The 26234-nt window shown below is 54.3% G+C and carries 23 protein-coding genes; 18 read left to right on the forward strand and 5 right to left on the reverse strand.

Features of this window, described 5'->3' with window-relative positions:
• The first annotated feature begins 72 nt into the window (after window positions 1-72).
• Window positions 73-1371, forward strand: coding sequence for a flavohemoglobin expression-modulating QEGLA motif protein (locus tag ACP9M6_RS08795; RefSeq protein ID WP_427450313.1), 1299 nt, complete (start codon window positions 73-75; stop codon window positions 1369-1371).
• 164 nt (window positions 1372-1535) lie between these two features.
• On the opposite strand, the gene ACP9M6_RS08800 is transcribed toward ACP9M6_RS08795, so the two are convergent.
• Window positions 1536-2381: an AAA family ATPase gene (locus tag ACP9M6_RS08800; RefSeq protein ID WP_427450315.1), complete on the reverse strand. Its 846-nt coding sequence runs from the start codon at window positions 2379-2381 to the stop codon at window positions 1536-1538.
• 66 nt (window positions 2382-2447) lie between these two features.
• Between ACP9M6_RS08800 and ACP9M6_RS08805 the strand changes: the two genes are divergently transcribed.
• Window positions 2448-2582, forward strand: coding sequence for a hypothetical protein (locus tag ACP9M6_RS08805; RefSeq protein ID WP_427450316.1), 135 nt, complete (start codon window positions 2448-2450; stop codon window positions 2580-2582).
• 2 nt (window positions 2583-2584) lie between these two features.
• On the forward strand, window positions 2585-3016 hold the full coding sequence (gene dksA, locus ACP9M6_RS08810; protein WP_427450318.1) for an RNA polymerase-binding protein DksA: 432 nt from the start codon (window positions 2585-2587) through the stop codon (window positions 3014-3016).
• A 102-nt stretch (window positions 3017-3118) separates the two neighbouring features.
• Here the strand turns inward: dksA and ACP9M6_RS08815 are convergent, their stop codons facing one another.
• Genes ACP9M6_RS08815 through ACP9M6_RS08825 form a run of 3 tightly spaced genes read right to left on the reverse strand, consistent with a single transcriptional unit; the run spans window position 3119 to window position 7472 of the window.
• Window positions 3119-5014 (reverse strand): DUF885 domain-containing protein, encoded by a 1896-nt coding sequence (locus ACP9M6_RS08815; RefSeq protein WP_427450320.1) that lies wholly within the window; start codon window positions 5012-5014, stop codon window positions 3119-3121.
• A 44-nt stretch (window positions 5015-5058) separates the two neighbouring features.
• Window positions 5059-5604 (reverse strand): hypothetical protein, encoded by a 546-nt coding sequence (locus tag ACP9M6_RS08820; RefSeq protein ID WP_427450322.1) that lies wholly within the window; start codon window positions 5602-5604, stop codon window positions 5059-5061.
• A gap of 17 nt (window positions 5605-5621) precedes the next feature.
• Window positions 5622-7472: a DUF885 domain-containing protein gene (locus ACP9M6_RS08825; protein WP_427450324.1), complete on the reverse strand. Its 1851-nt coding sequence runs from the start codon at window positions 7470-7472 to the stop codon at window positions 5622-5624.
• A 103-nt stretch (window positions 7473-7575) separates the two neighbouring features.
• Between ACP9M6_RS08825 and ACP9M6_RS08830 the strand changes: the two genes are divergently transcribed.
• The 15 genes from ACP9M6_RS08830 to lpdA all read left to right on the forward strand — a co-directional run bounded on the left by ACP9M6_RS08830 (window position 7576) and on the right by lpdA (window position 25097).
• Window positions 7576-10107 (forward strand): ATP-binding protein, encoded by a 2532-nt coding sequence (locus ACP9M6_RS08830; RefSeq protein ID WP_427450326.1) that lies wholly within the window; start codon window positions 7576-7578, stop codon window positions 10105-10107.
• 163 nt (window positions 10108-10270) lie between these two features.
• Window positions 10271-11377 carry a recombinase RecA gene (gene recA, locus ACP9M6_RS08835; protein ID WP_427450328.1) on the forward strand — a complete coding sequence of 369 codons (1107 nt, stop codon included), beginning with the start codon at window positions 10271-10273 and terminating at the stop codon, window positions 11375-11377.
• A gap of 206 nt (window positions 11378-11583) precedes the next feature.
• Window positions 11584-14217, forward strand: coding sequence for an alanine--tRNA ligase (alaS, locus tag ACP9M6_RS08840; RefSeq protein WP_427450330.1), 2634 nt, complete (start codon window positions 11584-11586; stop codon window positions 14215-14217).
• 5 nt (window positions 14218-14222) lie between these two features.
• A complete protein-coding gene (gene arfB / locus ACP9M6_RS08845; RefSeq protein WP_427450332.1) occupies window positions 14223-14648 on the forward strand; it encodes an alternative ribosome rescue aminoacyl-tRNA hydrolase ArfB in 426 nt (141 codons plus the stop codon).
• An 825-nt stretch (window positions 14649-15473) separates the two neighbouring features.
• Window positions 15474-15653, forward strand: a complete 180-nt coding sequence (rpmF, locus tag ACP9M6_RS08850; protein WP_427450334.1) for a 50S ribosomal protein L32 — start codon at window positions 15474-15476, stop codon at window positions 15651-15653.
• Window positions 15654-15687: 34 nt separating this feature from the next.
• A complete protein-coding gene (gene eno, locus ACP9M6_RS08855; RefSeq protein WP_427450336.1) occupies window positions 15688-16974 on the forward strand; it encodes a phosphopyruvate hydratase in 1287 nt (428 codons plus the stop codon).
• Between the two features lie 44 nt (window positions 16975-17018).
• The gene (locus ACP9M6_RS08860) at window positions 17019-17327 is read left to right on the forward strand and encodes an FtsB family cell division protein (protein WP_427450338.1); all 309 of its coding nucleotides are present in this window, start codon (window positions 17019-17021) and stop codon (window positions 17325-17327) included.
• Between the two features lie 68 nt (window positions 17328-17395).
• Entirely contained in the window at window positions 17396-18403 is a 1008-nt protein-coding gene (gene pdhA / locus ACP9M6_RS08865; protein ID WP_427450339.1) for a pyruvate dehydrogenase (acetyl-transferring) E1 component subunit alpha, read from the forward strand.
• Between the two features lie 6 nt (window positions 18404-18409).
• Window positions 18410-18898, forward strand: coding sequence for a DUF3291 domain-containing protein (locus tag ACP9M6_RS08870; RefSeq protein WP_427450341.1), 489 nt, complete (start codon window positions 18410-18412; stop codon window positions 18896-18898).
• Window positions 18898-19299, forward strand: coding sequence for an MAPEG family protein (locus tag ACP9M6_RS08875; RefSeq protein ID WP_427450344.1), 402 nt, complete (start codon window positions 18898-18900; stop codon window positions 19297-19299). The genes ACP9M6_RS08870 and ACP9M6_RS08875 overlap by 1 nt, the downstream gene beginning before the upstream one ends.
• The gene (locus ACP9M6_RS08880; RefSeq protein ID WP_427450346.1) at window positions 19299-20714 is read left to right on the forward strand and encodes a pyruvate dehydrogenase complex E1 component subunit beta; all 1416 of its coding nucleotides are present in this window, start codon (window positions 19299-19301) and stop codon (window positions 20712-20714) included. The genes ACP9M6_RS08875 and ACP9M6_RS08880 overlap by 1 nt, the downstream gene beginning before the upstream one ends.
• Window positions 20704-21267, forward strand: coding sequence for a hypothetical protein (locus tag ACP9M6_RS08885; protein WP_427450348.1), 564 nt, complete (start codon window positions 20704-20706; stop codon window positions 21265-21267). Before ACP9M6_RS08880 ends, ACP9M6_RS08885 begins: the two co-directional genes overlap by 11 nt.
• Window positions 21268-21271: 4 nt before the next feature.
• The gene (locus ACP9M6_RS08890) at window positions 21272-22621 is read left to right on the forward strand and encodes a pyruvate dehydrogenase complex dihydrolipoamide acetyltransferase (RefSeq protein ID WP_427450350.1); all 1350 of its coding nucleotides are present in this window, start codon (window positions 21272-21274) and stop codon (window positions 22619-22621) included.
• 78 nt (window positions 22622-22699) lie between these two features.
• On the forward strand, window positions 22700-23632 hold the full coding sequence (locus ACP9M6_RS08895; protein ID WP_427450351.1) for a hypothetical protein: 933 nt from the start codon (window positions 22700-22702) through the stop codon (window positions 23630-23632).
• A 70-nt stretch (window positions 23633-23702) separates the two neighbouring features.
• On the forward strand, window positions 23703-25097 hold the full coding sequence (lpdA, locus tag ACP9M6_RS08900) for a dihydrolipoyl dehydrogenase (protein WP_427450353.1): 1395 nt from the start codon (window positions 23703-23705) through the stop codon (window positions 25095-25097).
• A gap of 10 nt (window positions 25098-25107) precedes the next feature.
• On the opposite strand, the gene ACP9M6_RS08905 is transcribed toward lpdA, so the two are convergent.
• On the reverse strand, window positions 25108-26148 hold the full coding sequence (locus tag ACP9M6_RS08905; protein WP_427450355.1) for an acyltransferase family protein: 1041 nt from the start codon (window positions 26146-26148) through the stop codon (window positions 25108-25110).
• Window positions 26149-26234 lie beyond the last annotated feature (86 nt).

Consider the following 26234-nt stretch of genomic DNA (forward strand, 5'->3'; position numbering starts at 1 on the left):
TGCAATCGATATTTAATCGATTGCGGGCGTTACGTGCTTTACACCCACCCCACACCCTGCGACCTTCACCCCATGACAGCCCTTTCAGAAAAACAATTCGAAGCCGCCAAAACCGCCGCTGCCGCCCTTGACGATGCAGCGGGCGATTTGCGCGTTTTGTCCTCCCTGAATTGGGATAACGCCATGCGTGAGCCGTTCCTGACGCGCGGGGTTATGCCCGCGCCGGACTATCCGACGGTCGACACATCCAATGCGCGAGAGGCTATTGCTCATGCCAAAACATTCATAGACGGCGATCACGTCGTTATGGAATGGCTCAACCGCCTTTGTACAACCCTCGATACTACAGCGAGTTTAATTGAAACGCGTGGCACAAAAGAATTCTTCCACCACTCTGCCGAACTCTACGGTCGCCCGACCCGCATCATGCTCGACAAGCAAACCCGCGTTCTGGACCTCGCCGAACATATGGACGCGACCCTCGCCGGGATTGATTTTGATCAGCTTGTCGTGCAGGGATATGAGGGCGAGTTGGATGCAGAAGAATTTGCCGAAGCGTTAGAGGAAAAACTCGAACACCATTTCGGCAAAGATGCACCCAATGTCCTCGTCTCTGACAAAGTTACAGCCAAAGCCGCCGCCTCCTCAACGCGCATTCGCGTGCGGTCGGATGCCGAATTTACGCATAATGATGTCGATCAACTCCTCCATCATGAAGCCCTGATCCACTCTGCCACGGGGATGAACGGGAAGCTGCAGGAGAACTTTCCCATCCTTGGTCGCGGTCACCCCGGCACGACGGAGATACAGGAAGGGCTCGCCGTGTTCGCCGAAATCATTACGGGCAATATGGACCCGCGCCGCTTCCGCCGTCTGTCAGGACGCGTCATGGCCATTCAAATGACAATTGATGGCGCGGATTTTAAAGAGGTTTTCGATTGGTTTGTCGGGCGGGGTTATAGCCGTGAACAGGCCTATGAAAATACGCGGCGGATTTTCCGTGGCGGCGTGATGACGGGCGGCGCGCCATTTACGAAGGACATGGTTTATCTCAACGGGTTGTTGCGCGTTCACAATTTCATCCGGTCTGTCGTGAAAATCAGACGGGCCGATCTCATCCGTGTGTTGTTTGTCGGCAAGCTGGATGTCGAAGATATCCCCGCACTTTCCCAACTCGCGAGCATGGGTCGAATTGATCCACCAAAATTCATGCCGCCTTGGGCGAAAGACCTCCGCTTCCTCGTCAGCTATATGGCTTATTCAGCCTTCCTCAATCAGGTGAAAATGCCGGGTTTTCAGGCTTACTATGAAAAGGAACTGGATGAGGTGCCGGATGTTTGGGCCTTTGCGGATGGTGATCCTGAGACCTAGTCTGGTTCAATTCCTCTCCTTGGGGGAGGACAACGCCGCGTAGCGACTGTGGGGTGAGGGGACGCGTAACGTACGCAATCGACCCTGTGGGTCGTTTGCAGTGTAGCGCCGAAGAGCTATGCCCTTCGGTTCTTCGACATTTGATTGGCAATCAAATGTTGTCTTCAACTCTCCCGCCGTGTCAAAAACGCCAATCGTTCGAACAAATGCACGTCCTGCTCGTTCTTCAACAGAGCCCCGTGCAATGGCGGGATCATCTTCTTCGGGTCGGCTTCCTTAATCGTTTCCGGATCGATGTCTTCGACGAGTAACAGCTTCAGCCAATCCAGCAATTCTGATGTGCTCGGCTTCTTCTTCAGACCCGGCATCGCGCGGACTTCGAAGAACCGTTTCAGCGCGGCGGACAGCATACGTTGCTTCAAATCGGGGAAATGGACATTGACGATATCGGCCATCGTTTCCTCATCCGGAAATTGGATGTAGTGGAAGAAACAGCGGCGCAGAAACGCGTCGGGCAGGTCCTTCTCATTATTTGAGGTAATAATGATGATCGGGCGCTGCTTCGCCGTGATCGTTTCACCGGTCTCATAGACGGAGAAGCTCATCTTATCGAGTTCGTGCAAGAGGTCATTCGGGAATTCGATATCGGCCTTGTCGATTTCATCAATCAGGAGGATGGGGCGCACATCGCTCTCAAACGCTTCCCAGACCTTGCCCTTATTGATGTAGTTTTTGATGTCGTGGACGCGGTCATCGCCGAGTTGCGAATCGCGCAGGCGGGCGACGGCGTCATATTCATAGAGACCCTGCTGCGCTTTGGTCGTGGATTTGACATTCCATTCGATTAGCGGTGCGCCGAGACCCTTGGAGATTTCATGGGCGAGGACGGTTTTTCCCGTTCCCGGCTCACCCTTGATGAGTAGCGGGCGTTCCAGCGTAATTGCGGCATTCACCGCCATTTTCAGGTCTTTTGTCGCGACGTAATTGTCGGTGCCTTCGAACTTCGCCATGTGTGTCTCCAAATCGTTTTTCAGGTTGTAGAATATGAGGGCGGGAGCGCAAGGGACCGTTGCTGCATGACGGCATATGAAATTTTCGTGACGCTCTGCCAAACGCGCTTGATGGACTCAAAACTTGGCGGTATCACGCGACGAAATTCGAAACGGACGCACCGTAAATATATGGGCGTCGGGGATATAGCCGGGGACTGACTATGACGAAATCGACCAAAAAAATTGTGAAACTTCCGAAGGGCTATGTGCCGTCTGAAGACGAAAAGTTCATGAATCCAAAGCAACAGGAATATTTCCGCCAGAAGCTTCTGACTTGGAAAGACGAGATTGCGGCCGAAACGCGGAATGTGGTCGCATATTTACAGGGCGAGAGTGTTTCGCATCCTGATCCGTCCGACACGGCCACGGCCAATGCCGACCGTCGTATGGAATTGCGGACGAAAGATCGTCTGCGGAAACTGACGAACCAAATCGATAAAGCGCTCAAGCGACTTGAGGACGGGACTTATGGCTATTGTCAGGAGACAGGCGATCCGATTCGGTTGAAGCGTTTGGACGCGCGTCCCATCGCGAAACTCTCTATCGAAGCGCAGGAAATGCACGAGCGCGGCGAGCGTTTGAAGGCGGGTTGACGCAGGCATTTGATTGTCAACCAAATGACAAAGAACCGAACCGCATAGCGGTTCGGTGCTACACTGCAATCGACCCAATGGGTCGATTGCGGACGTTTCACCTTACAACCGATCCGGCTCATACGTGCCGCTTTTCATGTCCTCAATATAGGCCTCGACCTGTTCTTCCATGATGTCCAGAGGCACGGCACCTGTCGCCAGAATGGCATCGTGGAAATCGCGGATGTCGAAATCATCGCCGAGTTCTTCCTTGGCGTTTTCTCGCAGGTCTAGAATCTTGTTCATCCCGATTTTATAGGCGGTCGCCTGTCCGGGCATGACGATATAACGCTCAATCGCTTTGACCGCGTCGCTCTCTGGGTTGGGCGTGTTGACCATCAAATATTCAATGGCTTCCTCGCGCGTCCATTTCTTGTCGTGCAATCCCGTATCCACGACGAGTCGTGCGGCACGCCAAAGCTCCATCGCGAGACGGCCAAAATCGGAATAGGGGTCTTCATAAAGGCCCATCTCTTTCGGCAGATATTCGGAATAAAGCCCCCAGCCTTCTGAATAGGCGGTATAGCGACCATATTTCCTGAAGGACGGAATACCTTCTAATTCCTGCGCAATCGCGATCTGCATATGATGGCCCGGCACACCCTCGTGATAGGCGAGGGCTTCCATTTGATAGACGGGCATGGCGTCCATCCGGTAGAGATTGGCGTAATAGATGCCGGGACGCGACCCATCAGGCGCGGGGCGGTTATAGAAGGCCTTACCGGCAGCTTTTTCGCGGAAAGGCTCGACCGCGCGCACGTCCAGTTCGGCTTTGGGCAAGCGGTTGAAGACTTCCGGCAAGCGGACTTTCATATTGTCAATAAATTCCGTCGCCTCGCGCAGGTAAGCCGCCTGACCGCGTTTGCCTTCGGGTTTGAAGAATTGTTTGTCCGTGCGGGTGAATTCGAAAAACTCCTGCAATGTCCCGTCATATTCGACCGTTTTCATGATCTCGCGCATCTCAGCATGGATGCGGTCGACTTCTGCCAGACCGAGATCGTGGATCTCTTCGGCACTCATATCGATGGTCGTCATTTCCTTGAGGCGCCAGGCGTAATATGCATCACCATCGGGAAGCTTCCACGCGCCGTCATCGGTCGAGGCGAGGGGTTTCTGGCGTTCCATCTCTGTGACAATCCGTTGATAGGCAGGGACAACACCGTTTTGCACGGCCGTAATCGCGCGTTCATAAAGGGCGGCGCGGGCTTCATCGTCCATCTCAACCTTGTCAGCTTTGTTTTTGAAATCGTTGAGCAGCAGGTTCATCTCAGCTTCTTCGCCGTCCATTGGCGCGCCGGACATGACGTTTTTTGAGCTTTCAATGACAAAGTCATAAACAAAACGCGGCGGGAAAACGCCGTTCTCAAATCGGTCCTTTGCCATTTGCGTATGGGCGTCGAGATAGGCCCCGAGCTTTTCCAACCGTGCGACATAGTTCTGCGCGTCTTCGATATCGTTGATCTTATGTTGGTTCATCAGGAAGGTCGGAGCCGCACTGTGGACACCGCGCATTTGCGTATAGACATATCCGTGATCCCACCATTTTTTGCCAATGATATCGTCTTCAATATCTTTTTCGAACAGTCGGTAAGAGAGCTGATGCGAGGCATCCAGATCGTCAAAATCGAACATCTCTTTCATCTCCGCGAGGTTGGCGCGGGCTTTGTCGAGTTGTTCCAGATCGAACGCTCGGGACGGGTCGTTCCATTCATCCTGCCGTTCATCCATACCTAATGATGTCATAAATTCTGGATAGGCGCGAATGCCTTCTATGAAGCGGGCCTCGAACCATGCATCCAATTTCGCGTTCTCATCTTCATCCGTAGAAGCCGTCTGAACGGTCTCCATCTGTTGTGATTTCGGCGTCGGTGCGTCCGTCGCGGGCTGACAGGCGGTTAGCGCCAGAATGGCCGTGAAGGATGTCGCGAGAAGCAGTCTTTTCGTTGGAAGGATATTCATAAGTGGAGGCTTTCGAAGTAGAGCAATTGTTATCAGGATGGATTTCAAGGTGTTCCAGAATAGGCTTTGTAAGCGAAATAGGCGACAATACCAGCGACGCCAAACCATGTGAGTTTCCGGACGGTCGGTGACATCTGTCCGATGAGCAGTGAGGCGACGAAGATCCCGCCCGCGACTAAAAGCTCGCTTTGATCTTGTAGAAGGCCAACAGTCGGCAGGGCATGAACGACGAGAAACCAGGTGGCTGCGAGAGCAAAGATGAGCGAGGCGAATTTGAAAGTTGAAGGGTCATTGGGTTTTGCAGGTTTGGAGGTTTTTCCTGCGGCGGCAGCTTTGGCAGCCGCCGCTTCATTTTTCTTAACTTCCTTCTTCCGCAGGCGGGCGACTTCTTTTTCTTCTGCGGCCCGACGTTTGGCCTCTTTGGCTTGTTGTTCGCGCGCTTTGCGGGCTTGTGCCTCCTGACGCCGTTCAGCCGCTTTCCGCTCGGCGTCCTTCATATTCGCGTTATGGCAATTCTGACAGAACCCGCCAATTGTAGGATTCCCACAGGCGGGACACCAGCGTTCATTTCCCCATTCAGTCTCGCGCATGATGCCCCTAACTTCGCCTAATTCGTCGAGCCGATCTTTGTTGTGGTGATATAGTCTTCGACCAATTCTTCCAGCACGTCCAGCGGGACGGAACCATTGGCGAGCACGACATCGTGAAATTCGCGGATGTCAAACGCGTCGCCTAGCTCTGTCTCCGCCCGTTCTCGTAATTCAACGATCTTCAATTTGCCGATCATATAGGCCGTCGCCTGACCCGGCCAAACGATATAGCGGTCGATTTCTGCGCGGACATCGCCCTCGGGGTTCGGGATATTGTCGAGATAATATTGAACCGCCTTTTCGCGGTCCCATTTTTTGGAATGGATACCCGTATCGACAACCAAACGTGCGGCGCGGAAAATCTCCATGCCGAGCTGCCCGAATTCCTTATAGGGGTCGGTATAAAGGCCGAGCTCTTTCGGGATGGCCTCAGAATAGAGTGCCCAGCCTTCTATGAAGGGCGTATGGCCGCCCAATGTTCGAAATTTGGGTAAGCCTTCCAATTCCTGCGCAATCGCAATCTGCATGTGATGGCCCGGAATACCTTCATGATAGGCTAGCGCCTGCATGAGGAACTTCGGCTGATCCTTCATGCTTTTTAGATTGATGTAATATGTGCCGGGACGAGACCCATCGGGGGCAGGCCGGTTATAGAAGGCTCCGAACGCCGTGTCCTCGCGGAAAGGTTCGACCCGTTTGACGACCATATCGGCTTTGGGTTTTGTAATGAACAAGGTGTCCAAACGCTCTCGCATATCGTCAATTATATCCGTCGCTTCCGCCATATAGGCTTCGCGGCCGTCATCTGTCTCCGGGAAAGTGAATTGCTCATCCTCGCGCAAGAAATCAAAGAAATCGCGCAGACTACCCTCAAATCCGACGCGGTCCATGATCTCCTGCATTTCGCCCTGAATGCGGGCGACTTCGGACAGGCCAATCTCGTGGATTTCATCCGCCGTCAAATCTGTTGTCGTGTAGAATTTCAGCCGCGCCGAATAGTATTCATCCGCATTGGGCAGTTTCCACGCGCCGTCATCCGTGCTCGCCTCCGCGCCCTGTGTTTCGAACATATTGATGAGCGAGAGATAGGCGGGTTGTACGGAACCGAGCAGGGCGGCTTCGGCCTCGTCCAGCAAAGTGTCCTTTTCGGCCTGCGGAATGTCGAGCTCTGCAAACTTGCCCTTCACATCGGCCCAGAGCGGGCTGTCTTCGCCTTCGCTAAACGGTGCGCCCGTGATCACATTTTTCGACGCACTGGCGACATTGCCGTACACAAATTTCGGCATGGACACGCCCGCCGCGTATTGCGCTTCCGCACGTTCCTGCGCTTGACCCAGATAGGGCTGCACAGCTTTCAACCGCGAAATATAGGCGCGGGCGTCTTCGACAGAGTCAACCGATTGATAATTAATGAGGAAGCTCGGAATACCGGAATGCGGCCCGAACATGTGTGTGAAGACGTAGTCATTCTGCGAGACAGCGTGGGTTGCCAGATCGCTTTCAGCCTGTGCTTCGAAGAGGCGGTAGGACAAACGTGTCTGTTCATCCAGACGGTCAATATCAAATTCGCGCCGCATTTCGTCGACCCAGTTTTGGGTCAGGGCAGCTTCCTCATCAATGGCGGTTTGAGAGATGTCGTCTAGCTTATCGTGATTGTCTTTTAAGCCAAGATAGGTTTGAGACATCGGTGAGCGAGCGAGTTGTTCTTCATATCGTGCGGTGAACCAATCGTTTAGACGTTGGCTTTCGGCCTCAATTAGTTCCGCCCGTTGCGGGACGTCTGAGCTGCCGCCTGGAATACAGGCGGTCAAGGCGAGGGGGGATGTGAAGGCCAAAAGCGTCGCTGCGCCAATCATGAATTTCTTCATTGGAATCGTATCCGTTCTGTCTTTTGTCGTTTTATTACTACCCGGAGAGGCTACGCCATAATTTGGACGGGGCAAACCGTGAAATCATGCCTAAGGTGAAGCCATGACCGAGATGATTCGCAATGATAATCCTGCCGTGGCGCCGCTACGGGCCGTCGCGCCCGAATATACAGCGACGAAATCCGCTCTGCCGCTCTGGTTGGGGGCCTTTGTCGCGCTGGCCGTCCTCCTCGGGGCGCTGATCTTTGTCTGGGCGGGCCGGGATGAATTAGATACGGATGGATTTATCATATTGGCGGGTGTCGCCATTGTTGCGCTGCTGGCCATGGTCACATTTATCACGCTTGCGAAAAATCGCGGATTGCGCGACCGTCGTGCGACAACGCGCGATACGATCTATTCCGCCGCCTTCTTCAATAGTTCCGTGCCCAGTCTCGTCGTCTCGAACGGAAAAGCCATACATGCCAATCGGGCTTATCTGGATTTGGCGAAACATTTGGGCGCGGAGCCTTTGGATGATGCGCCGCCGATTGTTGACCGGCTCTTTACCCGCGCTGGGAATGAAGCCGCCGCAGCGATTTTTCGTCTCCATCACTTAAGCCGTGGATTGAATTTTGCCGAAGAGCGGATTGATCTCATCACGCCGGAGACTGAATTGCGGCGTTATATATTGCAGGTCAGTCGTTTGGAAAATTCCAACTTCCTCTGGCAAATCAATACGGCCCCTGTGACGGGGAATGTGGGGCGGGACGTCTTGTCCGAAGCGCCCGTTGGGTTATTCACCGTCGATAAATCCGGTCAGATTTTGGCGACAAATGATGTTTTGCAACGCTGGTTAGGTGGTGATGCAACGGAAGCGATTGAGACACTTTCCAGTTTTATCGAAAGTCCTGATATATTGCTCGGCAGTCCCGCAGAACCCGGACGAACCGTGCGTGCGGATACGCGCCTGATCACGCGTAAGGGCGTTGTGACGCCAACTGTCATGGTCGCGAATTGGCACACATTGAATTCCGGTGATGTCGTTGCGAGTGTTGCCCTTTACGGTCATTCTACATTGGCCCGACCTGATACAGGTGAGGGCGTATCAACCAATACCGAATTTAACGGCGAGCGTTATAGCGCTGCGCCTGTTGCTGTCCTGAAACTCGAAGGCGGCGTTATTGGCAAAACGGTCGTCGCATCCGCCAATCCGGCCTTTGCGAAAATGTCGGGCACCGAAGACGCGTCCGGAAAGATATTCGGCGATATGTTTATTGAGGATGAGGCTAGCCCGCGTTTCCTCTCCCGCAACATGTCGCAGACTATTCCGGATATTCCCTATGACGCCACGCTGAAAGTCGCGGGTGGCGGCAGCCTGCCTGTTTCTGTTTACATTGTGCATGACAATCAAAACCCGGAGGAGGGCTTTGCCTATCTGGTCAATGTCAGTGCGCGGAAAATGCTGGAAGACCAGCTGGTCCAGAGCCAGAAGATGCAGGCTATCGGTCAATTGGCGGCGGGCGTGGCCCATGATTTCAACAATCTCCTGACAGCGATCCGGTTGAATACGGATGAGTTGTTGCAGCGCCATCCCGTGGGCGATCCGTCCTATCCTGAGCTCCAGAATATCAACATGACGGGCGCGCGGGCCGCAGCGCTAGTCAAAAAACTTCTCACCTTCTCGCGCAAGGCAACGCGGCGGTCCGAGCGTTTGGACGTCACCGATACGCTCTCCGACATGGTCGTGACATTGCGTCAGACACTCGGCGAACGGGCGCAGTTGAAAATGGTCCATGCGCGGGGCCTCCCGCCCGTCATGGCGGATAAATCACAAATCGACACAGTGCTGATGAACCTCTGCGTCAATGCGCGGGACGCGATGGAGGAACAGGGCGGCGGAACGATTACGATTAAGTCTGCGAAAATCGCGCGGTCCGAGATTGACGACCCGACCTTGTCCGAGACGCTCAAGATTCTTTCTGATGATGATTTTGTTGTTATTTCTGTCGAGGATACGGGCACGGGTATGCCGGATGAGGTGAAGGCGAAAATCTTCGAGCCGTTCTTCACGACGAAGGAGCAGGGCAAGGGCACAGGCCTCGGCCTAGCGACCGTTTACGGTATTGTGCAGCAGACAGGCGGGCACCTGACCGTTGACTCCGTGATGGGCGAGGGCACGACCTTCCGTATCTACCTCCCTGCTGCGGGCGATGCGCCGATCGAAGCTGCGCCCGTTGTAAAAGCCGCGCCACCCGCCCGCAAACCCGCCGACCTCGCGGGGCAGGGCAATATCCTCTTTGTCGAAGATGAGGCCTCCGTGCGCGGGATTGCCGCGAAGGCCCTGCGCAAGAAAGGCTATAAGGTTGTCGAAGCCGAAGACGGCGAAGAGGCTTTGGAAATTTTGGAAGAGGCGGAGACACCGTTCGACCTGATGATTTCCGATGTGGTTATGCCGGGCCTCGACGGGCCGGGACTGTTAAAAGCGGGGCGGAAAATGTTGGGCGATGCGCGAATCGTCTTTATCTCCGGCTATGCGGAGGAGGAGTTTTCCGAGCTACTCTCCGAGGAGCCGGACGTCACATTCCTGCCCAAGCCGTTTACATTTGCGGAGCTGGCCGAGAAGGTGAAGTCCGAGATAGGTGTGGTTGAATGAGCGTAAGTCTCTGAAAACAAACATTTGAACATGTGTTCTTTTTTTGTTCTTTTTGCTTGAATATGCGGAACAAATATGAAACATACGATTTAACGGCAGTCCGATTGCAGCCGTAACTTTTAAAACCGTCGAAGGGCTCCGGCGGCATATTGGAGTTAATCTCATGGCGAGAAATAGCACACCTCTCAAAGTCGTCGAAAAGGCGTCAGACAAGAATAAGAGCGCGGCACTCGACGCAGCTCTGTCACAAATTGACCGCGCCTTTGGCAAGAATTCGGTCATGAAACTGGGCGATAAGTCCACAATGGATGTTGAAGCGATCTCAACCGGTTCACTCGGTCTCGATATCGCGCTCGGTATAGGCGGCTTGCCAAAAGGCCGTGTTGTTGAAATTTACGGGCCGGAATCTTCCGGTAAAACAACACTGACTCTCCACGCGATTGCGGAATGTCAGAAAGCGGGCGGCGTTGCGGCCTTTATCGATGCGGAACATGCGCTTGATCCAGTCTATGCGGCCAAGCTGGGCGTGGACGTGAACGAACTTCTCATTGCGCAGCCTGATACGGGCGAGCAGGCTTTGGAAATCGCCGATACGCTCGTGCGCTCCGGTGCAATTGATATTCTCGTCATTGACTCCGTTGCCGCCTTGACACCGCGCGCTGAACTTGAGGGCGACATGGGCGATAGCCTGCCGGGTTTGCAAGCGCGTCTGATGAGCCAGGCCCTGCGCAAGCTGACAGGGTCGATCTCGAAATCCGGTTGTATGGTCATCTTCATCAACCAGATTCGGATGAAAATCGGCGTCATGTACGGCTCACCCGAAACAACAACGGGCGGTAACGCCTTGAAATTCTACGCCTCTGTCCGTCTCGATATCCGTCGCATCGGTGCCATCAAATATCGCGACGAAGTCATTGGCAACCAGACCCGCGTGAAAGTCGTGAAGAACAAAGTCGCGCCGCCTTTCCGTCAGGTCGAGTTCGATATCATGTATGGTGAGGGTATTTCCAAAACGGGTGAGTTGATTGACCTCGGCGTGAAAGCTGAAGTCGTTGAGAAGTCCGGCTCTTGGTACTCCTATGGTGATGAGCGTATTGGCCAGGGCCGCGAGAATGTTCGCAAATTTCTCCTCGCCAATCCGGACATGGCCAATGATATCGAGCGCCGCATCCGCATGAATGAAGGTCTGATCGAGGACGAGCTTCTCATGCCCAAGCAGGAACAGGTCGAGGATAATGGCGAAGAACCCAAACTCGGTCTGGGCGCCTAGTCAACAGGGCCCCCTCGGATCTTACAGTAACGGCTGAACATCCCCATTGATCTCCGCTCCCGAAATCCGGCGGGGGTCAGTTTCGTCTCTTCCCCGCTGCCCGTCCCCCGACACTGGCAGAATTGAGACAGAGTTCAGTCAAAAGAGCGCTTGGCACTGTCAGGCGCTCTTTCTATATGAAGCGCTCGCTTTATGGATTTATCCCTATGACATCGTTGAATGATATCCGGTCCCAGTTTTTGGGCTTCTTTGAAAATAACGCGCATACCGTTGCGCCGAGTTCTCCGCTAGTGCCAAAAGATGATCCGACTCTGCTCTTCGTCAATGCGGGTATGGTCCAGTTCAAGGACTGGTTTACGGGTGCGCTCACCCCCGATTTTCCGCGCGCCGCGACCTCGCAGAAGTGCGTGCGGGCGGGCGGTAAGCATAATGATCTCGACAATGTCGGTTATACGGCGCGGCACCACACATTTTTTGAGATGCTCGGCAATTTCAGCTTCGGCGATTATTTCAAAGCGGAAGCCATTGAACATGCGTGGAAATTGATCACGGAAGATTTCGGCCTCCCGAAGGAAAAACTCCTCGTCACAGTTTACCACACGGATGATGTCGCTTTCGATCTCTGGAAAAAGATTGCGGGTTTGCCGGATGACCGCATCATTCGCATCGCGACCTCTGATAATTTTTGGGCCATGGGCGATACGGGTCCCTGCGGGCCCTGTTCTGAAATCTTCTTTGACCACGGCCCTGAAATTCCGGGCGGCCCTCCTGGCTCACCGGATGAGGACGGCGATCGGTTCATCGAAATCTGGAACCTCGTTTTCATGCAATATGAGCGACGGGCTGACGGGACACAGGTGGATCTGCCAAAACCGTCCATCGATACGGGTATGGGCCTAGAACGTATCGCAGCCATCCTGCAGGGGCAGCACGATAATTACGATATTGACCTGTTCAAAACACTCATTGGCGCGTCTGTGGACCTGACGGGTGTAAAAGCCGAAGGCGAGGCGAAATTCAGCCACCGCGTCATTGCCGATCATCTTCGCAGTTGCTCTTTCCTCATGGCGGATGGCGTCTCGCCGTCCAATGAAGGGCGTGGCTATGTCCTGCGCCGCATCATGCGCCGTGCCATGCGCCATGCCCATATTCTCGGCGCGAAAGACCCGCTCATGCACCGTCTCGTCCCGACCCTTGTGGGCGAGATGGGCAAGGCTTATGGCGAATTGGGCCGCGCCCAAGCCAATATCGAATCCGTGTTCGAGCAGGAAGAGATCCGCTTCCGCCGCACATTAGGCCGCGGCACGGCACTGTTGGAGGAGGCGACAGCCGACCTATCCAAAGGCGACAAACTCGATGGCCGCACGGCTTTCACATTATACGACACATACGGCTTCCCCCTCGACCTGACGCAGGACGCGCTCCGCGCCAAAGGCATAGAAGTCGATACAGACGGGTTCGACGTCGCCATGACGGAACAACGCGAGCAGTCCAAAGCCGATGGCGGGAAATTTGCTGGCGGCGCAGGCGAAGAACTCTTCAAAGCCTTGCGCGAAGAGGGCGGCCCGACAGAATTTACAGGCTATGATAATCTCTCCAGCGGGCAGGGCGTCGTCGCCCTCATCCAGAATGATGTTGCAGTCGGCGAAGCCACGGATGGCGATGTCGTCTTCCTCACACACGAAACCCCGTTCTACGCCGAATCCGGCGGGCAGGCGGGCGATAAGGGTGTAGCTATTTTTGAAAATGGCGCACGCATAGAGATTGCGGACGTCCAGAAACGCGCGGGCGATCTCCACGCTCATATCGGCACATTATCCGGCATAGTGAAGGTCGGCGACGAAGCGCATCTGGCCGTTGATGCGGATAATCGCGAACGCACGAAACGCAACCATTCCGCCGCGCATCTTCTGCACGAAGCCCTGCGCCGCGTGCTGGGCGAACATGTCGCGCAAAAGGGTCAGATGGTCGACGGTGAACGCATCCGTTTCGACATTTCCCATCCTTCCGCCATCACCCGCGAAGAACTCGGGCGGGTCGAGGATGAGGTGAACGCCGTCATCCAACAGAACAAGCCCGCCGAGACAAAACTCATGGAGCCGCAAGCCGCGATTGAAGCGGGTGCGGTTGCGCTATTTGGCGAGAAATATGGTGATGAAGTCCGTGTGCTCTCCCTAGGCGATCCACTGGACGAGAGCGACAAACCCTATTCCGTCGAACTCTGCGGCGGAACCCATGTTGACCGCACGGGCGATATTGCGCTGTTCAAGGTCACAAATGAAGGGGCCGTCGCGGCCGGTATTCGCCGTGTCGAAGGCGTCACGGGCGAAGCGGCGCGCCAATATCTGGAAGGCCAAGCCGGAATCACCCGTCAGGCTGCCGATATTTTCAAGACAAAACCCGAAGATGTCCCGTCCCGGATTGAAGCTCTCATGGCGGAACGCAAACAGCTTGAAAAAGATCTGTCCGAGGCGAAAAAGCAACTCGCCCTCGGCGGCGGTGGTGCAGCTTCCGGCCCAGAAGACATCAATGGAATCAGCTTCTTGGGACGAGTTCTTGACGGCGTGTCCGGCAAAGATCTGCGCTCCATGTTGAACGAGCAGATGGACCAGCTCGGCTCCGGCATTGTCGCTTTCGTCGCTCGCGACGGCGGCAAAGTGGCTGTGGCGGTTGCCGTGTCAAAGGATGTGCAAGCCACCCATTCCGCCTCTGATCTCGTCAATAAGGGCGCGGCGGAAGTTGGCGGGCGCGGCGGCGGCAAACCCGGCATGGCGCAGGCGGGCGGCAGTCAGCCTGAAAATGCGGATGCGGCTCTCGCGGCAATCAAGGCCGCTATCTAAGACGGATGGACGACCCGCTTTATATCGACAAGCGGTTCTCTGTGCCGTCCTATGCGATTGAGACATCTGCTATTCGGTCGTCCGGCCCGGGTGGGCAATCGGTGAATAAAACCAATTCCGCCATACAGTTACGCTGTGATTTAAACAGTTTTCATATCCCCGAAACCTATCGTCGCCGCATCAATAATTTCCGTGATTCCCGCATCACGCAGGACGGGGTCGTCGTGATTAAGGCGCAAAACCATCGCAGCCAGAACCGCAATCTGGAGGATGCGGTCAGGCGTCTGAAGTCATTGCTGAAGAAAGCCATTTATGTGGAGCTGCCGCGCAAGAAGACGCGGCCGAGTTGGAGTTCGAAGAAGCGGTCGATAAAAGCGGCGAAACGCCGAAGTGAGATTAAGAGCCTGCGGGGGCGGGTCAAGGATTGGTGAGAGACGTCAATCCGCATTTAAGTGAAACTATATCCCCATTTTTGCGACTATAATAATTCCTGAAACCGCAAACCACTGTCACCCCGCACAAGCCCGAAGGGTGAAGATGCGGGGCCTAACGATTACAAAACGTTAGCTTAATTTATTTGACGATAGGTCCTGCATCTCCACTGCGTTGCGTGCGGGATGACATTGGAAAGTCGTCGGTAGGGTTGGTAGCCAATCCTCATTTATAAATAGAATGATCCCCACTTAACGCAATGCGCATATGTTTAAGTCGTTCTTTCAGACACGGGACAGGTAGGAGCTCACCTGCTGGTCTGGGGGACGGTGGGGTTGAGCATCCGGCGGTGAGACGTCGGACTGAGCCGGACCTTTTTGAACGAGAGCCGACCGGCTGTTCCAAGTGGGCAGACTCTGGGGTTTATTCGACCGGCCGTTCAATCAAAAACCATTGCCGCGTGGCCTTGTATTTGGCGTGAGCCCGATGCGAGAGCGCAAAGGCTTCGCCGCCTGGAAATGGTGAAGTCTGAGATTTGGACGATGTAACGGTTTCGCCGACCTCTCCCCGGACCTCACGCGCATGGCCTTTTGCGTAAAACAAAGATGAAAGACCTACCCTTGGTACTCCATCGCTGGAGGCCCCACGCGGACAGTCCCTTCTTTTTCGATCCCTGCCGGCCCCAAGATGGGCGGTCGCAGTTTTCGCGCATCCGCATAACTGATAAACGGCTTGCACATTGCGTATTCTGCCATTAGGTAGCGCCCAACGCACGCGACCCCTGTATCGGGAGTCGCTTTTTTGATTTATAAATGGAGGCCCCGATGGCTGTCCCTAAGTCCAAGATTTCCAACTCGCGCCGCGGCATGCGCCGTTCGCACGACTCCCTGACCGCAACCAACTACGTCGAAGATAAAGACAGTGGTGAACTGCGTCGTCAGCACCACATCGACCTGAAATCAGGCATGTATAAAGGTCGTCAGGTTCTGACCCCTAAAGACTAAGTCTTTCACACTACATTATTATTAGGAGCCTCCCATGGTTGAGATCGAAACAGTTTTCGCCAGGGAAATCCTGGACAGTCGCGGCAATCCCACACTCGAAGTCGACGTTACACTAGGCGACGGCGGATTTGGCCGTGCGGCTGTCCCATCCGGTGCATCCACGGGCGCGCATGAAGCGGTAGAACTGCGCGACGGCGACAAATCCCGCTATCTCGGCAAAGGCGTTCGCCAGGCCGTCAATAACGTCAATACAGAAATCGCGGACGAGATCGAAGGTCTCGATTCGGAAAATCAGCGCGGCATCGATGCGATCCTGATCGCGTTGGACGGGACCGAGAATAAAGGCCGTCTGGGCGCAAATGCGATGCTTGGTGTGTCATTGGCCCTCGCCAAAGCGGTCGCCGATTCGCAGCAAGTTCCGCTTTATCGTTATATTGGCGGTACGCACGCCCACGTCCTACCTGTGCCGATGATGAATATCATCAATGGCGGCGAACACGCCGATAACCCGATTGATGTGCAGGAATTTATGGTGATGCCGGTTGGCGCGGAGAGCTTCTCCGAGGCGCTGCGCTGCGGTGCGGAAATTTTCCACGCGCTGAAGGGCAAGTTGAAAGCCGATGGTCACAACACGAATGTCGGGGATGAGGGCGGTTTCGCCCCAAATCTCGACGGCTCCAAACATGCGTTGGATTACATTATGTCCGCGATTGAAGCGGCTGGCTACACGCCGGGCAAGGATGTCTTCCTCGCCATGGATGTGGCCTCGACTGAATTCTACAAGAACGGCAAATATGAGCTGAAAGGTGAGGGCAAGTCCCTGACCTCCGCTGAATTTGTCGATTATCTCGAAGATCTCGTTGATAATTATCCGATCATCTCGATTGAGGATGGTATGGATGAGGATGACTGGGACGGTTGGGTCGCGTTGAATGATCGGATTGGCGGCAAGTGCCAATTGGTCGGCGATGATCTCTTTGTGACGAATCCAAAGCGCCTGAAAACGGGGATTGAGAAGGGGGCGGCCAATTCCATCCTCGTGAAGGTCAACCAGATCGGAACATTGTCGGAAACACTCGACGCCGTGGATATGGCGCATCGGGCCGGCTTTACCGCCGTCATGTCGCATCGGTCCGGTGAAACATCTGACACAACGATTGCCGACCTCGCCGTGGCGACAAATTGTGGCCAGATCAAAACAGGCTCCCTCGCACGCTCGGACCGTCTCGCGAAATATAATCAGCTGCTTCGCATTGAAGAACAACTCGGCGAAATGGCGGAATATGCGGGTTGGAGCGTCATGCCCAAGGGCCGCGTTTAGGGTTTCGTTAACCCAAAGCTAACCCGATTGCGGGACAAGGCGAAATGCGCCGAATCCCGCACATTGATATGAAACGCCGTGCGCCCGCCATAGGGCTCATCGCGCTCTATGCCTATCTGGCCTTTCACGCGTTTTCCGGCTCGCAAGGTCTGTTGTCGTGGATGAGTTATTCGGACGAGGCAGAGCGACTTTCTGTTACTCTGGCAGAGCGTGAGACACAGCATTTACAGCTTGCGCAAGATGTGGATGCGTTGCGGAATGAAGGTCTGGATCTGGACGCGCTGGAGATCGCGGCGCGGCGTGATTTATACGTTTCGGACACGAAAGAGTTGACGATTTGGCTTGACCCGTAAGGCTAGTCTGACAACAACAGGCCTGAACAATTCTGTTATTATTTCGGATGTGAAATAAAGGTCCAGACATGGCGAAAAAACCCGCTAAGAAAAAAGCTGAACTCAAAACCAATAAGGACGAGCTGCTCGGCTTCTACCGCGACATGCTCCTCATTCGGCGGTTCGAGGAGAAGGCGGGCCAACTCTATGGCATGGGCCAGATTGCAGGCTTCTGCCATCTCTATATCGGGCAGGAAGCCGTCGTCACAGGCTGTCGCGCCGCGATGATTGACGGCGACCAGATGATCACAGGTTATCGCGATCACGGACATATGTTGGCTTGCGGCATGGAAAGCCGTGGCGTCATGGCCGAACTGACGGGTCGCGAGGGCGGCTATTCGCGCGGCAAGGGCGGCTCCATGCACATGTTTAGCACGGATAAAAAATTCTATGGCGGTCACGGTATTGTCGGCGCGCAGGTGCCAATTGGTGCAGGGCTGGGCTTTGCGAATAAATATCTCGACAATGGCTTTGTCAGCCTCGCCTTCTTCGGTGATGGGGCATCGAACCAAGGGCAAGTCTATGAGACATTCAACATGGCGAAACTCTGGGACCTTCCTGTCGTCTTCGTGATCGAGAATAACCAATATGCGATGGGCACATCGGTCGAGCGGTCTTCTGCGGAAACCGAGCTCTATAAACGCGGCAGCAGTTTCGAAATTGAAGGTATTCAGGTCGACGGGATGAACGTCCTTGAAGTCCGCGACGCCGCCGCCAAAGCCATCAAACATGCGCGGGACGGCAAGGGGCCGATGATCCTCGAAATGAAAACCTACCGTTATCGCGGGCATTCCATGTCCGATCCTGCGAAATACCGCTCCCGTGACGAAGTGACGAAAACACGATCTGAACGCGATCCGATTGATTGGGCGCGGGCGCGCTTGATGGAGAAAAAATGGGCGGATGAGGCCGAGCTGAAGGCGATTGACAAAGAGATCAAAGAGATCGTCAAAGACGCCGCCGATTTCTCTCTCGAGAGCCCCGAGCCGCATCCGGATGAGCTCTGGACGGATGTGCTGCTGCCGGTTGAGGCTTAAGCTCAGGTGCAACTCGCCCAGCTCAATATCGCGGATGCGCGTCATCCGACCGAAGCGCCCGAAATGGTCGGCTTCACGGGTCGGATTGACGCGATTAATGCGCTGGCCGACCGGGCACCCGGCTTCATCTGGCGTATGGTAGATGACGGGCCGGAAGACGGCGCGTTGACACTTCGGATGGAGGGGCAAGGCCCGATGACTCTCGTCAATATGAGCGTTTGGGCAGATATAGAGAGTCTGTTCCACTTCGTTTACAAAACGGCACATACGAAAGTCATGCAGGGCAAGCGTGACTGGTTTACCCCCATCCCGCGCGAACATATGGTGCTCTGGTGGGTCGAGGACGGGCATATTCCCGACCTTGATGAGGCCAAGGCCAAACTGGATCTTATCCGTGAAATGGGTCCAACGCCTGATGCGTTTTCCTTCGCTATTCCTTTCGATGTGGACGGCCAAGCCGTCACGCCGCAATTGCCGAAAAAGGATTGTGCGTAATGGCCGTTGAACTCAAATATCTCGTCTGGTGCGTCGCACTTTTCTTCGTCATGATTTTGGCGCAGGCGACGGCGGCGACTTTCTCGAAGAAGGCCAGCCTTTCCGATTTGGTCGGTCCGCGTGATGATTTGCCCGGTTCAGGCCTGACGCCCTTTCACGGACGCACGAAACGCGCTCAGGCGAATTTTGTGGAATCAATGTGTATGTTTGTTCCGCTCGTCCTCGTCGCGGCGGTGACGGATAGCTTTTCTTCACTGACCGCACTCGGCGCTGCATTGTTTTTCTGGGGGCGTCTTGTCTTCGCCCCAACTTATTGGTTTGGCGTACCTTGGGTACGCACGCTGGCATGGTTTGTCGCCATTGTCGGTATCCTCATGATCCTTTGGGAGCTCTTATTCTAATGGCTATCGATATTAAAATGCCCGCTTTGTCTCCGACGATGGAGGAAGGCACATTGTCAAAATGGCTAGTCAAAGAAGGCGACGAAGTCTCCTCCGGCGATATTCTCGCGGAAATCGAGACCGATAAGGCGACGATGGAAGTCGAGTCGATTGACGAAGGCACTGTTGGGAAGATTGTCGTCGCGGCGGGCACGGACAATGTAAAAGTCGGCGCGGTGATCCTGCAATTGCTTGAAGAGGGCGATAGCGCGGATGATCTGTCTTCAGCACCAGTTGGCGGCGATATGAAAGTCGAAGATGATAAGGGTGACGACAAACCGGGCACATCCGGCGCGGTCCATCCTGAAAATACGAGCGCCAATCGCGACTCCTCCGGTGGGATGCCCAAAACCAAAGTCGCGAATGATCCCGATATTCCGACGAATATCAAACTGGTTGAGACCACCGTTCGCGATGCCCTACGGGACGCAATGGCCGAGGAAATGCGCCGTGATGAGACAGTCTTCGTCATGGGCGAGGAAGTCGCCGAATATCAGGGTGCGTATAAAGTCACGCGCGAACTTCTGCAGGAATTTGGCAGCCGCCGCGTGGTTGATACGCCGATTACGGAATATGGCTTTGCCGGTATCGGTGTCGGGGCCGCGATGGGCGGGCTCAAGCCGATTGTCGAATTCATGACATTTAACTTTGCCATGCAAGCTATTGATCACATTATCAATTCCGCTGCGAAAACGCTTTATATGTCCGGTGGGCAGATGCGCTGTCCGATTGTCTTCCGCGGCCCGAATGGCGCCGCCTCACGTGTCGGTGCGCAGCACAGCCATGATTATTCCAGCTGGTATGCCAATGTTCCGGGTCTGAAAGTCGTCGCGCCTTATGATGCGGCGGATGCGAAAGGCTTGTTGAAAGCCGCCATTCGTGACCCGAACCCGATTGTCTTCTTGGAGCATGAGCTCATGTATGGCGAGAGCTTTGACGTGCCGGATATGGACGACTTCATCATTCCGATTGGCAAGGCAAAGGTCCGCCGCGAAGGTACAGATGTCACGCTTGTCTCGCATTCCCGCATGGTCGGGCGCTGTTTAGAGGCTGCCGATATTCTGGCGGAGCAAGGCATTAGCGCGGAAGTCATCGACCTCCGCACAATCCGCCCGCTCGATACAGATACGGTGATTGAATCGGTCAAGAAAACAAACCGCATCGTTTGCGCGGAAGAGGGCTGGGGCCAATCCGGCATCGGCGCGGAAATCGCCGCCGTCGTTGTGAAGGAAGCCTTCGATTATCTCGACGCCCCACCGGAACGCGTTTTCCAAGCGGATGTGCCATTGCCATATGCCGCTAACCTGGAAGCGTTGAGCTTGCCGGGGACGGAAGATGTCGTCGAGGCGGCGAAGCGGGCGTGTTATGTGGAGTAAATTCAAAGAGCGTTCAAATGAGGTTGATGAAGAAGTTGATTTGATTGTCGAAAAGGCAATTTCGGCATTGCTCGAAAAGAACGGTTATGTTTCTTTAGGTTACGATTCTGAGTTTCTACCCGAAGGCATAAGTCTGAAAATAAAAAGGTCTGGAAAAGGCTATGTAATGGATGGGGATATTGATGGTGATACTTTCCTCATTTATAGTTTTTCGGATCATGAGAACCCAAATTTTGAAGTTTTTGTAAAAACTTCTGACTTTATTGACCCTATGAAAGGTTCTTTAGGTTTTACACCAGTATTCTCTTCTGATTGGCTGGACAAAATTCCCAGTTCTAAAAAACGTTTGTTCCTTCAGAAAATTGCGATGACGTTATATGTTTTCGGATATAGAAAGATTTTTTCTACGAAGCATCCTTCATCAATTAAATATGCGAAGAAAATAAAAATCTTAGGCGCCAAAGACTTCAATATAGATGTCAATGCTTTGAAGAATTGGATGTTAGCAATTTCTAATTTCCGATCACAACCGTTTGAAACAGAGGCTACCTAATAAAATGCCCATTGAAATCCTCATGCCCGCCCTGTCCCCGACTATGGAGGAGGGCACATTGTCCAAATGGCTCGTCGCCGAGGGAGACACTGTGTCGTCCGGCGATGTCATGGCTGAAATCGAGACCGATAAGGCGACGATGGAAGTTGAAGCCGTGGAAGAGGGCACGATTGCGAAATTGCTCGTCGCGGCGGGCACGGATGGCGTGAAAGTCAATGCGCCGATTGCGATCCTCCTCGAAGAGGATGAGGATGAGAGTGCGCTGGACGGTTATGAAGTCGGCGGCGGCGCAAAGGAAAGTGCTGCGCCGAAAGCAGAAGAGGTTGCGGATAAGGGCCACGGTCGCGGACCGCAGGGTGACGCGCCAAAAACGACGGCTGCTGATAAGTCGAAACTCTCCGCATCCAAGGCGTCAGGCAGTGAGCGTATCAAAGCGTCCCCTCTCGCGAAACGTCTCGCCAAGGAAGCAGGGATTGAACTTTCCGATGTTTCCGGTTCCGGCCCACATGGCCGTATCGTGAAGGCGGATGTTGAGAGCTATTCACCGGCCGCTGCGCCCGCGAAAGCCGAGACAAAAGAAACGGCTGTACCCGCTTCTGATTCCACCGAAGTCGGCGCCGTGCGCTCCGGTGGGGCGGATTATCTGGCCAAGCTGGGTGTGGAAGCCGGAACCTACACGCTGGAGCCGCTAGACGGCATGCGTAAAGTGATCGCGAAGCGTCTCTCTGCTTCAAATAATAATGTCCCTGACTTCCCGCTCATCGTGGATTGCGAAATCGACGCATTGCTGGCCATGCGCAAGCAGTTGAACGCCCAAGCGCCCGAAGGCGTCAAAGTCTCGGTCAATGACATGCTCATCCGCGCGGCGGCTCTCGCGCTGAAAGCCGTGCCTGCGGCCAATGCGAGTTTTACGCCCGACGGCATCGCCTATCACAATCACGCCGATGTCGCCGTGGCTGTCGCAATCGAGGGCGGCTTGATAACGCCGATTGTGCGTCAGGCCGAGAATAAGGGCCTGTCGACCATCTCGACCGAGATGAAAGATCTCGCAGGACGTGCGCGGGAGAGGAAACTCAAGCCGCAGGAATATCAGGGCGGTACGTTCAGCATTTCCAATCTGGGGATGATGGGCATCAAGTCCTTCGGCTCTATCATCAATGAACCGCACGGCATGATTCTGTCCGTCGGGGCAGGCGCACCGACACCTGTTGTGAAAGACGGTGAACTGGCGGTTGCGACGGTTATGTCCGTGACACTGACCTGCGATCACCGTGTCGTTGACGGGGCGCTCGGCGCGGAATGGCTCGGCGTGTTCAAACGCTATGTCGAAACGCCCATCACTATGATGTTGTAGAGACTCGCCTCTTAAGGGAGCTTAATTGGCGAAAACCGTTCAGATGTGGTACAGTTCACTCTAATTAAGGAGTGTCGTATGTTGATGAAAGCTTTGCTCACCGGTGGTATTCTATCCGTTCTCGCGGGGTCTATCGTCTATTTCGGGACGGAAGGCGCGGTTGCGACGGAAGCGGATGAGGATGTCCGTGTCGAGCTGAACGGGTCCGAACTCGCAGGCGGAAAGACCACTGTCACCGAGACGCGCAATACTACCGAGACTGTTACGATTGAAACCGTTGAGGCCAGTGACCCGCCAAAGACGAAGTTTCTAGATCAGTATTTGAAGTCCGACAAGAAAAAGGTCGAGGAAGAGAAACCTGAACCAAAAGCAGAGGCGGAGCCTGAGATGAAAAAGTCTAAGCCGTCTTCCGCTAAAACATATAAATCTGAGGCTAAGACTGAGGCCGAGCCTGAGAAGAAAAAAACAACGGGGTCCCGCACGCGTGAGGACATCATCCGGATGATGAACGGGGCAGCGAAGCGTCCCGTCACGGATCAGAACATCATTGACGCCGCCCGTAAGGATGGCCCCGGTTCCGGTTTCCTTCCCTCTGACGTGATGGAGAAAAAAATCGAAACCGCGCGTGGAACAAAGGTTGATACACCGCAGCAGAGCCTCCCGTCGAAAGGCGGAAATTATGATCGCGTTTTGGATGAAGCCCGGAAGCTCCAAGTCACGGATATGCGCAATCAGGCACTCCTCGAAGTCATCGACTACGCGATTGATCGCGGGGATATGGGGCAGGCCGCCGATATTGTGGGCGAGCTCTCGACGCCGGAACTCCGCGACACGGCCCGCTCTCGCATCGGGACGGGATTGGCGAAACGCGGGAATGCGGATGCGGCTTTTGCCGTCTTGGATGAAATCGAGATTGATGAACTGGCCGCGCCCATCCGTCTTGAAATCATCACGATCCTGACGGCGACACGCCAAGAACGCGCTAATATGATGCGCAAATATAGCGAATAGCGCGAATTAACGGTTCAAAGCCGACCCGGTTTAAGTCATAAGCCTTGCGTCTCTAATGCAAGGTTATTTCATGTCCGAAACATCTTTCGACGTCATCGTCATTGGTTCTGGTCCAGGGGGCTACGTGACCGCCATCCGTGCGTCACAGCTCGGGTTTAAAACTGCGATCATCGAGAAAGCCGATTTGGGCGGCGTGTGCTTAAACTGGGGGTGTATCCCGACAAAGGCTTTGCTGCGCTCCGCCGAAGTGTTCCACAATATGCAGCATGCCGAGAATTATGGTTTGAGTGCAGAGCCGAGCTATGACCTCGCAAAGATCGTCAAGCGTTCGCGTAATATCGCTGGGCAGCTCTCTGCGGGCATCAAACATCTGATGAAGAAGAACAAGATCACGGTCATTCCGGGATTTGCGTCGATGACGCCGGGCAAACCCGCGCCGACGGTTCATGTCGACGGCAAAAGCTACACATCGAAACACGTCATTCTCGCCCCTGGTGCGCGGGCGCGGACCATTCCGCAAGCGGGTCTAGAGCCTGATGGGAAGTATATCTGGACGGCGCGGGAAGCGATGACGCCCGATACCATTCCGGACAAATTGCTGGTCATCGGCTCAGGCGCGATCGGTATGGAATTCGCGTCCTTCTTCTCCGCGTTTGGTGCGGACACGACGGTAGTCGAAATGGTCGATCGTATCCTGCCCGCCGAGGATGAAGAAATTTCAAAAATGGCACGCAAGGCGTTTGAGAAGCGAGGCCTGACCATCAAGACAAAGACCCAAGTCAAATCTGTCAAACCCGGCGCAAAAGGCGTGACGGCGACCCTGACGACCAATGGAAAAGACGAAACGCATGAATTTGATCGCGTCATTCTCGCGATTGGCATTGTCGGGAATACGGAAAATATGGGGCTTGAAAAACTGGGCGTCAAAGTCGAGCGGAGTTTCATTCAGGTGGATGACTTTAGTTTCACGGGCGTTCCCGGGCTCTACGCGATTGGTGATGTCACGACGCCGCCATGGCTCGCGCATAAAGCGTCCCATGAAGGCATTATCTGTATCGAGAAGATCGCAGGCGGAAATCCGCATCCTCTTAATGCCAATGCCATTCCGGGCTGCACCTATTGCCATCCGCAGATTGCGTCGGTCGGCCACACAGAAGCGCAGGCGAAAGACGCAGGTTATGACGTAAAAGTTGGTCGTTTCCCCTATGTCGGGAACGGTAAAGCCATTGCGCTGGGTGAGCCGGAAGGTCTTGTGAAGACCGTGTTTGATGCAAAGACAGGCGAACTCCTCGGCGCGCATATGATCGGTGCGGAAGTGACCGAGCTGATTCAAGGCTACACGATTGCGCAGAAACTGGAAACGACCGAGCATGAACTGATGGAAACGGTGTTCCCGCATCCCACGCTGTCAGAGATGATGCACGAGGCCGTGTTGGACGCTTACGGGCGCACCATCCACTTCTAGATAAGCTTCCTTAGTCTAGAAGCATTGCGCCTGACGGTTTACGCTGTTTCAGTCCGATATCGCGTAGCCAATTTGCAAAGCGTGTTTTGCTCTTCAGCATCGGTTTTTCGATGATGTACCAGCTTAGCGCTGCAAGCACGACAGTTGGGGGAAAGCCCAGCACGAAGAGTGTTAAAACCGACAGATCCGGCATCCAGTGAAACAGCATCTGCAACACGCACCAATGATAGATGTAGATGCCGTAAGAGAGGTCCGGAAGTTTCTGCAAAAACGCGAAGCGCGGGGCGCGTATATAGGCGAGTTTAAAGACGACCCAAGCCAAGATGAGGTTCATAATAACCTCAACAACCGGGGTTGAGCGAAACATCCAACTTAATGCCAAAAGGACAAATAGGCTCACCCAATGGAAGGTGAGGCGGTCGCGATAAGCGTAAATTGTAGCCCCCAACCCATAGGCAATCCCAAAACGACACATGTTGTTAAGTGTCGCTGGAAGGTTTTCAAACAGGTTCAACTGCGTGAATATAATCCATGCGATAGAAGGCAGAATAAATTGGGCCAGCGCCATCCATTTTCGTTTCAACAGGCCAAGGCTGAAAACGCCCAATGTCGCAATATAGGCCAGAACCTCATATCGTAGCGTCCATAGTGGGGCAGATCCGAAATTTTCCGCATTGCCTTCAAAGGCTCCAGGCATAACCATGCCGGTCTTGTAGAAAGTCAAAACCTTGACGGGTTGGAGATACCAGTCAGGCGAGCTGAAAAACGCTTTCAACGGCAGACTTGTGGCCAAGGGGCCGATCACGATCATCACAAATATGACGTGTACGACTAGAGCCGGGAAAATGCGCAAGGCCCGCGCAGAAAGGAAACTGGGCGTGTCGCCGCGATAGACCATCGATTTCGTGACGAGAAATCCCGAGGCAATGAAGAACATATTCACGGCCATATAACTGAACGTGTAATGATAGAAAATATGGGGCTCTAGGGTCGGGTCGCGCATGGCAATGACAAAGGCATGACCAATCACAACGAGAGAGGCAAAGAGCAATCTCAGCGGTGTGAAGAAGTTATCGTGACCGTCGCGAATAACGTGAGTCTCACGATCTTCGGGTCTATTATCAGTTTGCGTCGTAA

Source organism: Litorimonas sp. WD9-15 (genome assembly GCF_050271975.1).
In the GTDB taxonomy this organism is placed as follows: domain Bacteria; phylum Pseudomonadota; class Alphaproteobacteria; order Caulobacterales; family Maricaulaceae; genus Litorimonas.

Bases quoted from the DNA above. Each gene is read 5' to 3' on its own strand.
- ACP9M6_RS08800 (WP_427450315.1), bottom strand. From the start codon at position 2,381: ATGGCGAAGTTCGAAGGCACCGACAATTACGTCGCGACAAAAGACCTG.
- ACP9M6_RS08820 (WP_427450322.1), bottom strand. From the start codon at position 5,604: ATGCGCGAGACTGAATGGGGAAATGAACGCTGGTGTCCCGCCTGTGGG.
- ACP9M6_RS08805 (WP_427450316.1), top strand. From the start codon at position 2,448: ATGACGGCATATGAAATTTTCGTGACGCTCTGCCAAACGCGCTTGATG.
- ACP9M6_RS08860 (WP_427450338.1), top strand. From the start codon at position 17,019: ATGCGCCGAATCCCGCACATTGATATGAAACGCCGTGCGCCCGCCATA.
- ACP9M6_RS08895 (WP_427450351.1), top strand. From the start codon at position 22,700: ATGTTGATGAAAGCTTTGCTCACCGGTGGTATTCTATCCGTTCTCGCG.
- rpmF (WP_427450334.1), top strand. From the start codon at position 15,474: ATGGCTGTCCCTAAGTCCAAGATTTCCAACTCGCGCCGCGGCATGCGC.
- arfB (WP_427450332.1), top strand. From the start codon at position 14,223: ATGGACGACCCGCTTTATATCGACAAGCGGTTCTCTGTGCCGTCCTAT.
- eno (WP_427450336.1), top strand. From the start codon at position 15,688: ATGGTTGAGATCGAAACAGTTTTCGCCAGGGAAATCCTGGACAGTCGC.
- ACP9M6_RS08875 (WP_427450344.1), top strand. From the start codon at position 18,898: ATGGCCGTTGAACTCAAATATCTCGTCTGGTGCGTCGCACTTTTCTTC.
- lpdA (WP_427450353.1), top strand. From the start codon at position 23,703: ATGTCCGAAACATCTTTCGACGTCATCGTCATTGGTTCTGGTCCAGGG.
- recA (WP_427450328.1), top strand. From the start codon at position 10,271: ATGGCGAGAAATAGCACACCTCTCAAAGTCGTCGAAAAGGCGTCAGAC.
- ACP9M6_RS08815 (WP_427450320.1), bottom strand. From the start codon at position 5,014: ATGAATATCCTTCCAACGAAAAGACTGCTTCTCGCGACATCCTTCACG.
- ACP9M6_RS08795 (WP_427450313.1), top strand. From the start codon at position 73: ATGACAGCCCTTTCAGAAAAACAATTCGAAGCCGCCAAAACCGCCGCT.
- ACP9M6_RS08890 (WP_427450350.1), top strand. From the start codon at position 21,272: ATGCCCATTGAAATCCTCATGCCCGCCCTGTCCCCGACTATGGAGGAG.
- alaS (WP_427450330.1), top strand. From the start codon at position 11,584: ATGACATCGTTGAATGATATCCGGTCCCAGTTTTTGGGCTTCTTTGAA.
- ACP9M6_RS08880 (WP_427450346.1), top strand. From the start codon at position 19,299: ATGGCTATCGATATTAAAATGCCCGCTTTGTCTCCGACGATGGAGGAA.
- ACP9M6_RS08885 (WP_427450348.1), top strand. From the start codon at position 20,704: ATGTGGAGTAAATTCAAAGAGCGTTCAAATGAGGTTGATGAAGAAGTT.
- ACP9M6_RS08825 (WP_427450324.1), bottom strand. From the start codon at position 7,472: ATGAAGAAATTCATGATTGGCGCAGCGACGCTTTTGGCCTTCACATCC.
- dksA (WP_427450318.1), top strand. From the start codon at position 2,585: ATGACGAAATCGACCAAAAAAATTGTGAAACTTCCGAAGGGCTATGTG.
- pdhA (WP_427450339.1), top strand. From the start codon at position 17,396: ATGGCGAAAAAACCCGCTAAGAAAAAAGCTGAACTCAAAACCAATAAG.
- ACP9M6_RS08830 (WP_427450326.1), top strand. From the start codon at position 7,576: ATGACCGAGATGATTCGCAATGATAATCCTGCCGTGGCGCCGCTACGG.